The sequence below is a fragment of the Rhizobium sp. CB3060 genome (assembly GCF_025200735.1).
Lineage (GTDB): Bacteria > Pseudomonadota > Alphaproteobacteria > Rhizobiales > Rhizobiaceae > Rhizobium.
This window is the reverse complement of the sequence record NZ_CP104158.1, coordinates 1,629,298-1,642,253: the sequence shown is the minus strand read 5'-3', so window position 1 is coordinate 1,642,253 and position 12,956 is coordinate 1,629,298. Positions and strand designations below refer to the sequence as shown.

The 12,956-nt window shown below is 60.1% G+C and carries 12 protein-coding genes; 5 read left to right on the top strand and 7 right to left on the bottom strand.

Annotated features, from left to right (window positions below):
• Nucleotides 1-25: 25 nt before the first annotated feature.
• The 3 genes from mobB to N2601_RS08000 are packed head-to-tail and all read right to left on the bottom strand — an operon-like array spanning nt 26 to nt 2,129.
• Nucleotides 26-559, bottom strand: a complete 534-nt coding sequence (gene mobB, locus N2601_RS08010) for a molybdopterin-guanine dinucleotide biosynthesis protein B (protein ID WP_104823306.1) — start codon at nt 557-559, stop codon at nt 26-28.
• Entirely contained in the window at nt 556-1,206 is a 651-nt protein-coding gene (gene mobA / locus N2601_RS08005; protein ID WP_104823305.1) for a molybdenum cofactor guanylyltransferase MobA, read from the bottom strand. The genes mobB and mobA overlap by 4 nt, the downstream gene beginning before the upstream one ends.
• Nucleotides 1,207-1,217: 11 nt before the next feature.
• Nucleotides 1,218-2,129 (bottom strand): DMT family transporter, encoded by a 912-nt coding sequence (locus N2601_RS08000; protein WP_104823304.1) that lies wholly within the window; start codon nt 2,127-2,129, stop codon nt 1,218-1,220.
• A gap of 329 nt (nt 2,130-2,458) precedes the next feature.
• Here N2601_RS08000 and N2601_RS07995 point away from each other — a divergent pair, with 329 nt between their 5' ends.
• Nucleotides 2,459-4,993 (top strand): methyl-accepting chemotaxis protein, encoded by a 2,535-nt coding sequence (locus N2601_RS07995; protein WP_104823303.1) that lies wholly within the window; start codon nt 2,459-2,461, stop codon nt 4,991-4,993.
• Between the two features lie 81 nt (nt 4,994-5,074).
• On the opposite strand, the gene moaA is transcribed toward N2601_RS07995, so the two are convergent.
• Nucleotides 5,075-6,124, bottom strand: a complete 1,050-nt coding sequence (moaA, locus tag N2601_RS07990; RefSeq protein ID WP_104825117.1) for a GTP 3',8-cyclase MoaA — start codon at nt 6,122-6,124, stop codon at nt 5,075-5,077.
• Between the two features lie 135 nt (nt 6,125-6,259).
• Here moaA and N2601_RS07985 point away from each other — a divergent pair, with 135 nt between their 5' ends.
• Both N2601_RS07985 and N2601_RS07980 read left to right on the top strand, forming a co-directional pair.
• A complete protein-coding gene (locus N2601_RS07985) occupies nt 6,260-6,634 on the top strand; it encodes a gamma-butyrobetaine hydroxylase-like domain-containing protein (RefSeq protein WP_104823302.1) in 375 nt (124 codons plus the stop codon).
• A 25-nt stretch (nt 6,635-6,659) separates the two neighbouring features.
• Nucleotides 6,660-7,859: a low temperature requirement protein A gene (locus N2601_RS07980; protein ID WP_104823301.1), complete on the top strand. Its 1,200-nt coding sequence runs from the start codon at nt 6,660-6,662 to the stop codon at nt 7,857-7,859.
• On the opposite strand, the gene N2601_RS07975 is transcribed toward N2601_RS07980, so the two are convergent.
• Nucleotides 7,856-8,338 carry a MarR family winged helix-turn-helix transcriptional regulator gene (locus tag N2601_RS07975; RefSeq protein WP_104823300.1) on the bottom strand — a complete coding sequence of 161 codons (483 nt, stop codon included), beginning with the start codon at nt 8,336-8,338 and terminating at the stop codon, nt 7,856-7,858. The genes N2601_RS07980 and N2601_RS07975 overlap by 4 nt on opposite strands.
• A gap of 45 nt (nt 8,339-8,383) precedes the next feature.
• On the opposite strand from N2601_RS07975, the gene N2601_RS07970 reads away from it, so the two are divergent.
• Nucleotides 8,384-9,355, top strand: coding sequence for an alpha/beta hydrolase (locus N2601_RS07970; protein WP_104823299.1), 972 nt, complete (start codon nt 8,384-8,386; stop codon nt 9,353-9,355).
• 58 nt (nt 9,356-9,413) lie between these two features.
• Nucleotides 9,414-10,022 (top strand): pyridoxamine 5'-phosphate oxidase family protein, encoded by a 609-nt coding sequence (locus N2601_RS07965; protein ID WP_104823298.1) that lies wholly within the window; start codon nt 9,414-9,416, stop codon nt 10,020-10,022.
• Between the two features lie 66 nt (nt 10,023-10,088).
• On the opposite strand, the gene N2601_RS07960 is transcribed toward N2601_RS07965, so the two are convergent.
• Nucleotides 10,089-11,156, bottom strand: coding sequence for a GGDEF domain-containing protein (locus tag N2601_RS07960; RefSeq protein WP_104823297.1), 1,068 nt, complete (start codon nt 11,154-11,156; stop codon nt 10,089-10,091).
• A 191-nt stretch (nt 11,157-11,347) separates the two neighbouring features.
• Complete coding sequence (locus N2601_RS07955; protein WP_104823296.1) at nt 11,348-12,955, bottom strand: fumarate hydratase; 1,608 nt, start codon at nt 12,953-12,955, stop codon at nt 11,348-11,350.
• Between the last annotated feature and the right edge of the window lies 1 nt (nt 12,956).

The window sequence follows — 12,956 nt, the reverse complement described above, 5'->3', positions numbered from 1 at the left end:
TAAGGCCGTCGGGAAACCGGCGGCCTTATTCTTTTGCCAGTTCGCCGAGGCCAACCGTCGCAGCGATGAAATCGGCGATCGCCAGGGTATCGTCGAGATCGAAGACGGTCAGTGCGCCGGCATCCTCCACCGGATGGTCGGTGGCTATGGCGACGATATGCGGGTCTTGCGGCGCCAAGGGCACGCGGTTGGCCGCCTCGAGGCGACGAGCTTCGATCTTGGGGATCGGCTCGCGCTTGTAGCCTTCGATCAAGACGAGGTCGCAAGGGGCAAGCCGCGCCAGGATTTCCTCGAAGCTCGGCTCCGGCTCGCCGCGTAGTTCGTGCATGATGGCATAGCGCGTGCCGGAAACGATGGTGACTTCATGCGCTCCAGCTTCGCGATGGCGAAAGCTGTCGGCGCCCACCTTGTCGATGTCGAAGTCATGGTGGGCATGTTTGATGGTCGAAATCTTGTAGCCGCGGCGGGTGAATTCGGTGACAAGCCGCACCGCAAGGCCGGTCTTGCCGGAGTTCTTCCAGCCGGCGATGCCGAAGATTTTGGGTCGCTTGGTTGTCATGATGTCTGCTCCAATGCCGCGAGCCATGTTTCTGCGGCGATCAGGTCTTCTGGTGTGTTGACGTTGAAGAAGGGATCGAGGGAACCGATCGGCGTTTGGATCATGGCAAATTCGACCGTTCGGACACTATGACGCGCGAGATAGTCCCTGACGCGTCGCTTGTCATCCTTGACAAGCCAGGTCGCGAGATCGTTGGCAATCGAGACGGGCCACACGCCGAACACCGGATGATCGCGACCCAATGATGTGGCTATCGCGATTTCGTCTCGGTCTTCGATCGTTTCGGCCAGCCGGGCGACCAGATCGATTGGAAAAAACGGGCTGTCGATCGGCGCCGTAGCGATATGCGACGCGTCCGGGTGCCTCATCACCGCATGGCGCATGGCGGTGTGCACGCCCGCCAGCGGGCCGAGCTTGCCGGGGATGGTGTCGGGAACCAACGGCAGCCCTTCCGTATCCGACCAATCGGCATCGGCATTCAACGCAACCGGCTTTCGCTGCTGCTGTCCGATGCGAGCGGCTATACGCGTCAGAAGAGTTTCGCCACCGAGAAGTGCAAGCGCCTTGTTCGCACCCATGCGGCTGGAGCGACCGCCGGCGAGCAGATAGGGCGGGATATCGGCGGGATCGGGGATGAAGCCGGGCATGTTGGGCGACCTCAGGCGGGCACACGCGGCTCGGATTCCTGGGCGACGCGCTCGACCGCTTGCCGTTTGCTCTCCCGGTAGAATGTATAGAGACCGGAGGCGATGACAATGGCGGAGCCGATCATGGTCCAGGCATCCGGCATCTCACTGAAGAACAGCAAGCCAAGCAATGCCGACCAGATGAGGCTTAGATAGCGGAACGGTGCGACGAAGGAGATCTCGCCCGTGCGCATCGCCTGGATCACCGATTGATAGCCAACGAGCACCAGGATCGATGCGAGCAGGATGTGCGAGAACGGGGTGAAAGTGATCGGCTGCCAGCCGCCGAGCGGAGCGATCGACAGGGCGCCGAAGATGGAAATCGAGACAGCGGTACAGACCGTCACCATCAGCGACGGCACATCCTTGCTGACACAACGCGTCGCCAGATCGCGGGCGGCTGTGGCGAACATACTGGCGACCACGAGCAGGGCAGCCGTCGTGAAGCCATCGGGGCCGGGGCGGATGATGATGAGCACGCCGACAAAGCCGACGACGATCGCCGTCCAACGCCGCCAGCCGACCGGTTCCTTCAGGAACAGGGCTGCGCCGAGGGTAACGGCGAGCGGCAATGCCTGCAGGATGGCGGAGGCATTGGCAATCGGCATCATGCCGAGCGCGGTGATATAGGTTGCTGCCGCAATTCCTTCGCAGACGACGCGCAGCGCGATCATCGGCTGCAGAATGACTTTCCATGAGCGCAGGGCTCCCATATTCCAGGCGAGCAGAAAGACGAAGATGCTGGTAAAAAGCCCGCGGAGAAACATGATCTCTCCTGCGTTCATGACCGCGATGACTGATTTGGAAAGTGCGTCGCTGCAGGAAAAGCCGGCCATAGCTGCGGCCATGTAGAGCGCGCCCTGCGTATTCTTCGTCCGCGGCATAAAGCGATTCCCTGGATATATCAGCTCGCTCTACTGCGGTTTTCCGCAAATTGGAATCATTGCCGGTGTAGTCGTGATCAAATTCGATTGTGCGTCGCAATGAAAACGTGAGCTGATGGCGAGTGCAATCACGCCGAAATCGCAAAATCGGGACAGCACTGTCGATTTTTGGGAGATGTGCGATCTTTTACGTTCGTGATTAATCCTTATTCAATCTAATTTCCGGACGCTCGGCTCAGTTTTGCATGAGGCAGAAGCTCTACCGCAGCGCAGCAGGGAATGACGGTCCCGCCTTCGCCGGATACCAACGAATTTCATTGGGGCGTGGCATGTTCTTCATTGATCGTCTTCTGCAAAGCCGCCGGATCGTGACCAAGGTTCTTATCTTCGTCGTACCGCTGGTGGTGCTCATCGCCGGCATCGGCCTGGTTGGCTATCACACGGCCAATATTCTCAACGGCCATATGACCGTGACGCGGGCGACGATCGAAAATATCAGCGACTTCGAGAACTTGCAGGCTGCTTTGCAGGAGTTCACCACGTCGCCATCCGATGAAACGCGCAAGACGCTTGCGGACAAGATCGATGCGCAGGCGGCCGGCGTCCAGCGTCTGAGCGGCCTGCTCAGCAATGATCAACGCGCCAAGATCTCCGCCGTCAGCGATCTGGCCGACAAGATGCGCACGCAGACGGCCGCCCTTTGGAACATCAAGCAAAAGCAGGACAGCGATGTCGACGCGATCCAGAAGGCAGTGTCGGGGCTCGAAGCCAGCGGCAAGGCGGCTGGAAAGCAGATCGACATCATCCGCAAGGAGTTCGGCGACAAGGAAACCTTCGCCAAGGAACTGCTTTACGATGCCGCTGCCTTCAAGGGCCTGTCGGACAAGATGAGCAACCTGCGCATCCAGGTGCAGATGGCCGCGGATTCCAATGAGGAAATCTCCGATGCGCGTACCTATACGGATGCGATCCTCAAGCAGGTCGCCACGTCGAAAGCTCTTGTTTCCAAGCGTGGCGTCGCGCTGGTCAACGGCGCGGCCGATGCTGCCAATAAGCTTGACGCAGTCCTGAAGGGCGGCGACACCGCCGATCTGAAGGTCCAGGCCATGGGACCGATTCTGCAGAGCTTCGTGAAGATCGAAGGGGATATGACCCTGCAATCGGCCAAGAACAGCGATACTGCCGCCGATCGCTTCGTCAGCCTCGACAAGATCATCGACGGCCAGAAAGAATTGTTGGATCACGTCGACCAGGCGCTGGGCATCATCGATCGCCTGACGCTGCATACCGCACGGATGGAGAATGTGCGCGACGCTGCCTCGCGGGACGCCGTCGTTGCCGATCTGAAGGATCTGCAAGACGCCGGCGTAAAGATCTCTGCGTTAGGCCAGACCAATTCTACGATGCGCGATTTTTCTGCTCGTACTCAGCCTTTGATCGACAGCGTGACCAAGGGTTCGGCCGATCTGTTGCAGACTGCGTCCGACTGGAAAAAGACGCGCGTCGATTCCAACAGCTTGCTGGCGGATGCGATGACGTCGCTGCGCAGCTTCGTTGCGCAAGCGCAGGAGATCGGCAAGGAAGACAGCGAGCGCTCCGCCAATGTCTCCGTCATTGCCATGATCCTCGGTACGTTGCTTGCCATCGTCGGCGGTCTAATGCTGGTCGAAACGCTGCGTGGACCTCTGAAGCGGGTTACCGAAATCATGACGCGGCTTGCCAGCGGCGATCTGGAAGTGGCGATCGACGGCCGCAATCGCGGCGACGAGATCGGCGATATGGTGCGTTCCGTCACCGTCTTCCGCGACGCTGCCGTGGAAAATGTCCGCCTGGAGCGGGAGGCCGAGAGCGCACGCGCTTTGTCGGCGGAGGATGCCGCACGCCGCGCCGCCGACCGCGCCCGCATCGAAGCCGAGCAGAAGCAGGCGCTGAATGCGCTGGCAGACGTTCTCTCCAAGCTTGCGGATGGCAATCTGGAAGAGAGCATGCGCGAAGACCTCTCCGCCGATTTCGTCGAAATGGCATTCACCTACAATCACGCTGTCGAAGCCCTGCGCGAGACGTTGACGGATGTCCGCTACACGGCCGAGGAGATCAAGGGCGGTACCGGCAATCTCGCCGCATCCGCCGACGATCTCGCACGCCGCACCGAGCAGCAGGCGGCTGCCCTCGAGGAAAGTTCGCGGGCACTCCACCGTCTGAGCGACGTCGTGCGTTCCACCGCCGACCGCGCTAAGCAGACGGCGGTCTCGGTCAACGAGACCCAGGCTTACGCAACGCAATCCGGCGAAGTCGTCGCCAAGGCCGTCGGCGCCATGAGTGAGATCAACCGCTCGTCGGAAAAGATCGTCACGATCATCGGCGTCATCGACGAAATCGCCTTCCAAACCAACCTGCTGGCGCTGAATGCCGGCGTCGAAGCCGCCCGCGCCGGCGAGGCCGGTCGAGGTTTTGCTGTCGTCGCGCAGGAAGTGCGCGAACTGGCGCAGCGCTGCGCCAACGCGGCAAAGGAGATCAAGGGCCTGATTTCGGCAAGCTCCTCGCAGGTGCAAAATGGCGTCCATCTGGTCGAGCAGACCGGTGCTGCGCTCGCCGAAATCATCGGCCATGTGACCGGCGTGCAGAAGCTCGTCGCCGACATTTCCGCGGCAACGGCCGAGCAGTCGACCGGGATCGAAGAAGTGACGCGAGCGGTCGGCGAAGTCGAGCTGATCACCCAAAGAAATGCGGCGATGGTGGAAGAAAACAACGCCGAGATTCATGGCCTGCGCCAACGCGTCGATATGCTCTCCGACAAGATCGACCGCTTCCGCACGGGCGATGGCGACGGGGCACATGAAGGCTATGGGTATCGCGCCGCCTGAGGCGTTACTTCAGAAAACAACAGCAACCAATAGAAACGCCGGACTTATCGCCCGGCGTTTTCTTGTCTTGGTATGGGAAGATCAGCCGCCGGTGACGCTCATATGGCGGGCGACAGCCGGTCTGTTGTGCGTGCGGTCGATGATAAAATCGTGACCCTTCGGCTTACGGGTGATCGCTTCGTCGATGGCGGCGTAGACGAGCGCGTCATCTTCGGTGGCGCGCAGCGCCGTGCGCAGGTCGGCGGCATCGTTCTGGCCGAGGCACATATAAAGCGTGCCGGTGCAGGTGAGGCGCACGCGGTTGCAGCTCTCGCAGAAATTATGGGTCAGCGGCGTGATGAAGCCGAGGCGGCCATCGGTTTCGGCGACTTCGACATAACGGGCCGGACCGCCGGTCTTATATGGAATGTCGGTCAGCGTGAATTGTTGTTCGAGATCGGCGCGCAATTTGGAGAGCGGCAGGTACCGGTCAGTGCGATCTTCCTCGACCTCACCCATCGGCATCGTCTCGATGACGGTCAGGTCCATGCCGCGGCCATGGGCGAAGCGCAGCAGCTCGGGTATCTCCGCCTCGTTGAAATCCTTGAGCGCCACGGCATTGAGCTTGATCTTCAGGCCCGCCTTCTGCGCGGCGTCGATACCCTCCATCACCTTCGCGAAATCGCCCCAGCGGGTGATGGCGTGGAATTTATTGGGATCGAGCGTGTCGAGCGAAACGTTGATGCGGCGCACGCCGCAATCATAGAGCTCCTCTGCATAGCGCGAGAGCTGCGACCCGTTTGTCGTCAGCGTGAGCTCCTCCAGGCCACCGTCTTGAACGCGTTTGCCGAGCTCGCGCACCAGAAACATGATGTTCTTGCGCACCAGCGGCTCGCCGCCGGTCAGGCGAATCTTACGGACGCCTTTAGCAATGAAGGCGGAACAGAGCCGGTTCAGCTCTTCCAGCGTCAGCAGATCTTTTTTCGGCAGGAAGGTCATGTTTTCCGCCATGCAATAGGTGCAGCGGAAATCGCAGCGGTCGGTCACGGAGACGCGCAGATAGGTGACCGCCCGCCCGAAAGGGTCGATCATCGGTGACGCATCCGCCACCAGCGGCGATCCGTTGCCTATCGTACCGACAATGCTGTTCACGAAAACCTCCGTTGTCATGTTAATGTGTGCATAGGCGATTGTTGCGTCAAGGGAAATGCATTTTCAAATGCACTTGCGCGTTAACGACTGGCGGCCTACTTCTCCGGGTACGCATTGAAACGCATGGGAAAATCGATGAGCGACGTCTGGCCAACCGAACTGAGAGTGTCGAAGGACCGCCATCATCTGGTGGTGAGCTTCAATGACGGCGCAAGCTTCGATCTGTCGGCGGAAATGTTGCGCGTGCTGTCGCCATCGGCCGAAGTGCAGGGACATGGGCCAGGGCAGAAGATCACCGTGCCGGGCAAACGCAATGTCGGGATCATGTCGATGACGCCGACCGGCAACTATGCCGTCCGCATCGGTTTTGACGACATGCATGATACCGGCATTTTTACGTGGGCCTATCTTCGCGAGCTCGGCGAGAAAGGTTCCGAGCTTTTCGCCGCCTATGAGGCCGAACTGAAGGAAAAGGGCTTGAGCCGCGACGTGGCGGGCAAGCCGCACTAGCACTGTCAGCAGCAAGGGGACAGGCATGGCAGGTGGGGATACGGGAAGCTGGCTGCGCGCCAAAGGTAGCAAGAACGAAAGCAAGGTCTCTTTCGTCGAGCTGTTTTTCGATCTCGTCTTCGTCTTCTCGATCTCGCAGCTTTCGCATGCGCTGGCCAGCCATTTCACTCCCCTCGGCGCTCTCGAAGCCGGCATGCTGATTTTTGCCGTCTGGTGGGTATGGATATTCACCGCCTGGGTGACGAACTGGCTCGATCCCGATCGCATGCCGGTGCGCATCATGCTCTTCGTGCTGATGTTTGCCGGGCTGGTTCTCTCAGCGTCCATTCCGGATGCCTTTGCCGGGAAAGCCATTTTCTTCGCCGGCGCCTATGTGTTCATGCAAGTGGGCCGTTCGCTATTTACCGTCTATACCCTAAAAGACGTCAGCCCGGCCAATCATCGCAATTTCGTCCGCATCACCTGCTGGCTGATCGTGTCGGGGATCTTCTGGATTGCCGGCGCCCTGATGGAGGGCGAGACGCGGGTGTCGCTGTGGCTCGCTGCGCTGGCGATCGAATATGCAGCACCCGCCTTCGGTTTCGCCGTGCCCGGCCTTGGCAAGTCGACCGCGGCGGATTGGGATGTTTCCGGTGCGCATCTTGCCGAGCGCTGCGCGCTCTTCATCATCATCTGCCTCGGCGAGGCAATCCTGCAGGCGGGCAAGACATTTGCAGAACAGCCGCTTTCGCCGCTGATCGTTGCGGTATTCGTCACGGTCTTCGTCGGCACCGTCGCCATGTGGTGGATCTATTTCCAGTTCGGCCATGAACGTGCCGCCCATCGCATCGAGCAGGACGAGACGCCCGGCAGCCTAGCGCGACAGGCTTTCACCTATGCGCATATCCCGATCCTGGCGGGCATCATTCTGAGCGTCGTCGGCGACGAATTCTTGTTCTCCCATCCCCATGACCCGGCCGACATACATATGGCGGCGGCGATCCTTGGTGGCCCGGCCGTGTTCCTTGTCGGCAATCTCTGGTTCAAGGGGGCGACGACCGGGCGGCCGCCGCTATCGCATTTCGTCGGCCTCGCCGGGCTGGCGCTACTGGTTCTCGCGGTTTCCCAGGTCGATGTCTACCAGCTCGGCATCCTTGCCACGGCGGTCCTTATCGTCGTGGCGATATGGGAGTTCGCTTCGCTGAACCGCGCGGTGCCCTTGGCGCGCCCGCCGGGCAATCACTAATCGCCTATTGTTTCCAGAGGCTCGCGTTCTTCCTGCAGCAACAGGCTGACAATGCGTTCCATGTGGGCCGTCATGATTTCGCATTCGTCGAGTGGTGCGTCCGAGAGCATGCGGTCGATGAGGTCGGTCTGGATGGCCATGGCTTCTTCCGTCAAGCGTCGGCCTTCCGTGGTCAGATAAAGCCGCCACACGCGCTTGTCGTGTTTATCGCCGCGACGCTCGATCAGGCCGCGTTTTTCCATCTGCGGCAGGAGCATGCTCATGTTGGAGCGACCGACTAGCAGCTTGTGGGCCAATTCCTGCTGCGAGATGCCTTCGAAGCGGAAGAGATTGACGAGAATGTCTAGATGCGGCGGCTTGATGTCGAGATGCGCAAGTGCCCGGCCGAGCGATTGCTGCATGAGCTGGCAGGCGCGGGCGACGGCAATCCAGCTACGAAAACGCGGATGGTCCCAAGGTAGGGATTGATTTTTGTTCATCGTTGTACTTTATTGTTCATGATTGAACATTATTGGATTCCCACTATGCCATCCTTTGCGCTTAAGGTCACCCGGCTAGGATTGTCCAGCCTTGGCAGGATTTCGCCGCAGCTTGCCGGCAAAGCCGCCTTCAAGCTTTTCTGTCTGACACCGTCGCGCCGGCCGCAGGGCGCCAAGGCGGAGGCTGCGCATTCACAGGGCAGGGCGCGTCTGAATTCTGCCGAGCAGATCATGCTGTCTTTTCGCGGCGGACGGGCGATGGCCTATCGCTTGAACGGCGGGGCCAAGGGCCAGCGGAAACGCTTTCTTGTCGTCCATGGCTGGGGCTCGAGTAGCGAATACATGTCGGAGCTCGCCGTCTTCCTCGCAAATGCGGGTGCCGAAGTGATCTCGCTCGACCTGCCGGGCCATGGCCGCTCGCCGGGGCGCTTCCTCAATGTGCGCCTTGCGGTTTCGGCCATCGTGGCTGCGGCGGAGCGCTTCGGCGCTTTCGACGCGACCATCGGCCATTCGTTCGGCGGTGCTTCCATTGCAATGGCCGCGGCCGGCTTTCTGCCGGGCACAGAGCCGACTCTGACGGATCGCCTGGTGCTGATCGGCGCACCGAGCGCAATGGGCTGGCTGTTCACGGATTTCGGCAGGATGATGCGGCTCGATCCTAAAGTGCAGGCAGCACTTGAAGCGGAGGTCGGTCATGTCACTGGCAGGGCGCTCGATGAGTATGTTGCCGAACACAGCGTTCGCGACCTCGGCAGGCCGGTATTGGTCATCCACGCCGAGGACGACAAGGAAGTCAGCGCCGATCATGCCCGCGCCTACGCCCGCGCCGGCGATCATGTTCGCCTCCTCTGGGCCAACGGCTTCGGCCATCGCCGTATCGTCAGCGCCGCTCCCGTGCTGGAGGCGATCGGCGAATTCCTGGCGGAAGCGCCGGCATCTGCTGAAGAAAATGCATTCGAAAGCGACGGCGAAACGGTTATATCCTTTCTTCGGACGTCGGTGCGGCGTGTGTCATAGCAACGTCACGCCTTGCGTCTAACCCGCTAGTATCTGGATCAAAAAGACGTGAGGCAACATGCGGATCATCACTTCCGTTGAAGAACTGAATGAGCTTTATGGCGGCACGAGCGAGGCATCGATCGCCAAGGTGACGACTGCGCTGACGCCGCTCTATCGCAGGATGATCGAGGTATCGCCCTTCATGGCGCTGGCGACGGTCGGCCCGGAGGGGCTGGATTGCTCACCGCGCGGTGACTTGGGCGGCGTCGTGCGCGTGCAGGACGACAAGACGCTGCTGCTTCCCGACTGGCGCGGCAACAATCGCGTCGACTCGCTGGCCAATATCGTCAGGGATCCCCGCATTGCACTGATGTTTCTAATTCCCGGTTCAAACACCACGATGCGCCTTAACGGTCGCGCGGTGGTCTCCATCGAGGAAAGTTTGCTTGCGAGTTTCGAGATGGAGGGCAAGCATCCGCGCAGTGTCGTGGTGATCACCATCGACGAGGTCTATTTTCAATGCGCGCGGGCCGTGATGCGTGCCGAACTCTGGAAGACGGAGACATTCGTCGATCCGGCAAGCCTGCCGACGCCCGGCATGCTGCTGAAGGCGGCGAAGGGCGATTTCGATCAGGAGACCTATGACCGCGAATGGCCGGCGCGAGCCGCCAAGAGCATGTGGTAACAAAAAATCCGCCGGCGCGCTTGGGGAAGCAGCACCGGCGGATAAGACTTTAACTCTGGTCCGATTCTAACTTTTGTAGATGAGCCAGCTCTTCGAGAAGTCTTTCTGCATGCCTTCCTGATAAATATAGCTGGAGTTGCGGCCGCCATTCTTGGCGCAATAGAGCGCAATATCGGCTTTGCTATAGAGTTCGCCGGGATCTCCGGCTTCCGAGGCCATGCAGATGCCGAGCGAGAGGGTGATCGGCCCGTAATTCACTCCTGTGCGGGAGTTCTTGAACGGCGTCGTCTCCAGTGCACGGCGGATACGCTCGCAGACCGCCATAACCTCTTCCGACGTATTGCCTTCCAGGATCAGCGCGAATTCCTCGCCGCCGGTGCGGGCGACGAAGGCGTCGCGACGGACATTGGCGCGGATGAGGGAGGCGACGGTTGCGAGGATCTTGTCGCCGACCGGATGGCCGTATGTGTCGTTGACTTTCTTGAAGTAATCGATATCGGCCAGCACCAGCGCCGTTACGGGCCGGGCCATCTGATTGTCAAAGATGGTGGCCAGGCGATCATCGAAGGCGCGGCGATTGGAGAGGCGCGTCAGAGAGTCGGTATTGGCAATGCGCTTGTATTCGTCCAGTTCCTTGCGCACCTGGTCCATTTCCTGGCTGCGCTGCGCAACATTCTCGACGGTCTTTTCGCCGTGCGCCATCGTGTCGCCGGTCGCTTCCGCCAGGATGTCGATGGCGCTGCGCAGCAGATCGACGCTATTGTTGTTCTTGGACGTGATGCGTTGGCAGGTCTCGCCGAGCAATCGATTGTAGCTTTCAAGCGACGTCTGTTCCTGTCGCAGCGTGCGCAACACGGCATCGAGTTCCGAGATCAGGCGGGCGTGGGCGTCATCGAAAACGCGGCCGGCATGGTGGGAGAAATGCTGGGCGCCGAGTGCATCCAGTTCTTCTTGCGTGGCGTTGCTGCCGAGTGCGGCAAGCTCGCGGGTCAAGGCAGGATTGGAACCAATATAGGCTTCGTAGAAAAGTTCGTAGTTGCGCGGGATCGGCGCGACCCCCATGGATCGCATGGCATAGGTAATCTGTCCTGCCACGTCGGGAACTTGCGCCTTGGGCGCAACCACCGTACTCATCGGCGAACTCCATTAATTGATTTCATGAAAGCACTATTTTTAGTTAGCCTAAGAATCTTTGAAAAAGATTAAGGCAATGAATGTAAAATCTTATAAGTTCGGACTTGGGTTTAGTTTTATTATAAAGTGGAAATACTTACCAGGAAGGCACCGAGACGGTGCCTTCCTTTTTGTCTGACTATTGACAAAGTTCAGCCGAGGTTGAGTTCCTGGAAGAAATCGTTCCCCTTGTTGTCGATGACGATGAAAGCCGGGAAATCTTCGACTTCGATCTTCCAGACTGCTTCCATGCCAAGTTCGGGATATTCCAGCACATCGACTTTCTTGATGCAGTCCTGAGCGAGGCGGGCGGCCGGACCGCCGATCGAGCCGAGATAGAAACCACCATGCGACTTGCAGGCCTCTCGCACGGCGCGCGAGCGGTTCCCCTTGGCGAGCATCACCATGGAGCCGCCGAAGGACTGGAACTGGTCGACATAGCTGTCCATACGTCCGGCCGTCGTCGGGCCGAAGGAACCGGAGGCGTAGCCGGCAGGCGTCTTGGCCGGGCCGGCATAATAAACCGGATGATTCTTGAGGTAATCCGGCATGCCCAGGCCTTTTTCCAGGCGCTCGCGGATTTTTGCGTGCGCCAGGTCGCGGGCGACGATGATAGTGCCGGTCAGCGACAGCCGGGTCTTGACGGGATGCCGCGACAATTCCGCCAGGATCTCGGGCATCGGCCGGTTGAGATCGATGCGGACCATCGATTCGGAAAGCTTGGCCTCGTCGATTTCAGGCATGTATTTCGACGGATCAGTTTCGAGCTGCTCGATGAAGATGCCGTCGCGGGTGATCTTGCCCTTGGCCTGACGATCGGCGGAACAGGAGACGCCGAGGCCGATCGGCAACGAAGCGCCGTGGCGGGGCAGGCGGATGACGCGGACGTCGTGGCAGAAATATTTGCCGCCGAACTGCGCGCCGACGCCGAGGCTCTGCGTCAGCTTGTGAATTTCCTTTTCCATTTCGATATCCCGGAAGGCATGTCCGCTTTCGGAGCCCTCCGTGGGAAGACAGTCGAGATAGCGCGTCGAGGCCAGCTTGACCGTCTTCAGGTTCATCTCGGCCGAAGTGCCGCCGATGACGATCGCCAGATGGTAGGGAGGGCAGGCGGCCGTGCCGAGCGTCAGGATCTTCTCCTTGAGGAAATCCAGCATGCGGTCATGGGTGAGCAGCGACGGCGTGCCCTGATAGAGGAAGGTCTTGTTGGCCGAGCCGCCGCCCTTGGCGACGAAGAGGAATTCGTAGGCGTCGGTGCCTTCCTCATAGATGTCGATCTGCGCCGGCAGATTGTTCTTGGTGTTCTTTTCCTCGAACATCTTGATGGGCGCGAGCTGCGAATAGCGCAGATTCTTCTTCTCGTAGGCGTCGAGCACGCCTTTTGCCAGAGCCGCGCTGTCGCCGCCTTCGGTCCAGACGCGGCGGCCTTTCTTGCCCATGATGATCGCCGTGCCGGTGTCCTGGCACATGGGCAGCACGCCGCCGGCGGCGATATTGGCGTTCTTCAGCAGGTCATAGGCAACGAAACGGTCGTTGTCGGTCGCTTCCGGATCTTCGAGGATGGAGGCGAGCTGCTGCAGGTGGCCGGGACGCAGCAGGTGGTTGATATCGGCAAAGGCGGTTTCGGCGAGCAGCCGGATACCCTCGGGATCGACGGTCAGGATGTCCTGGCCCTTGAACGTGTCGACGGAAACATAGTCTCCGGAAATCTTGCGATAGGGAGTGGCGTCGTCGCCGAGGGGAAAGAGATCGTCAGCCATG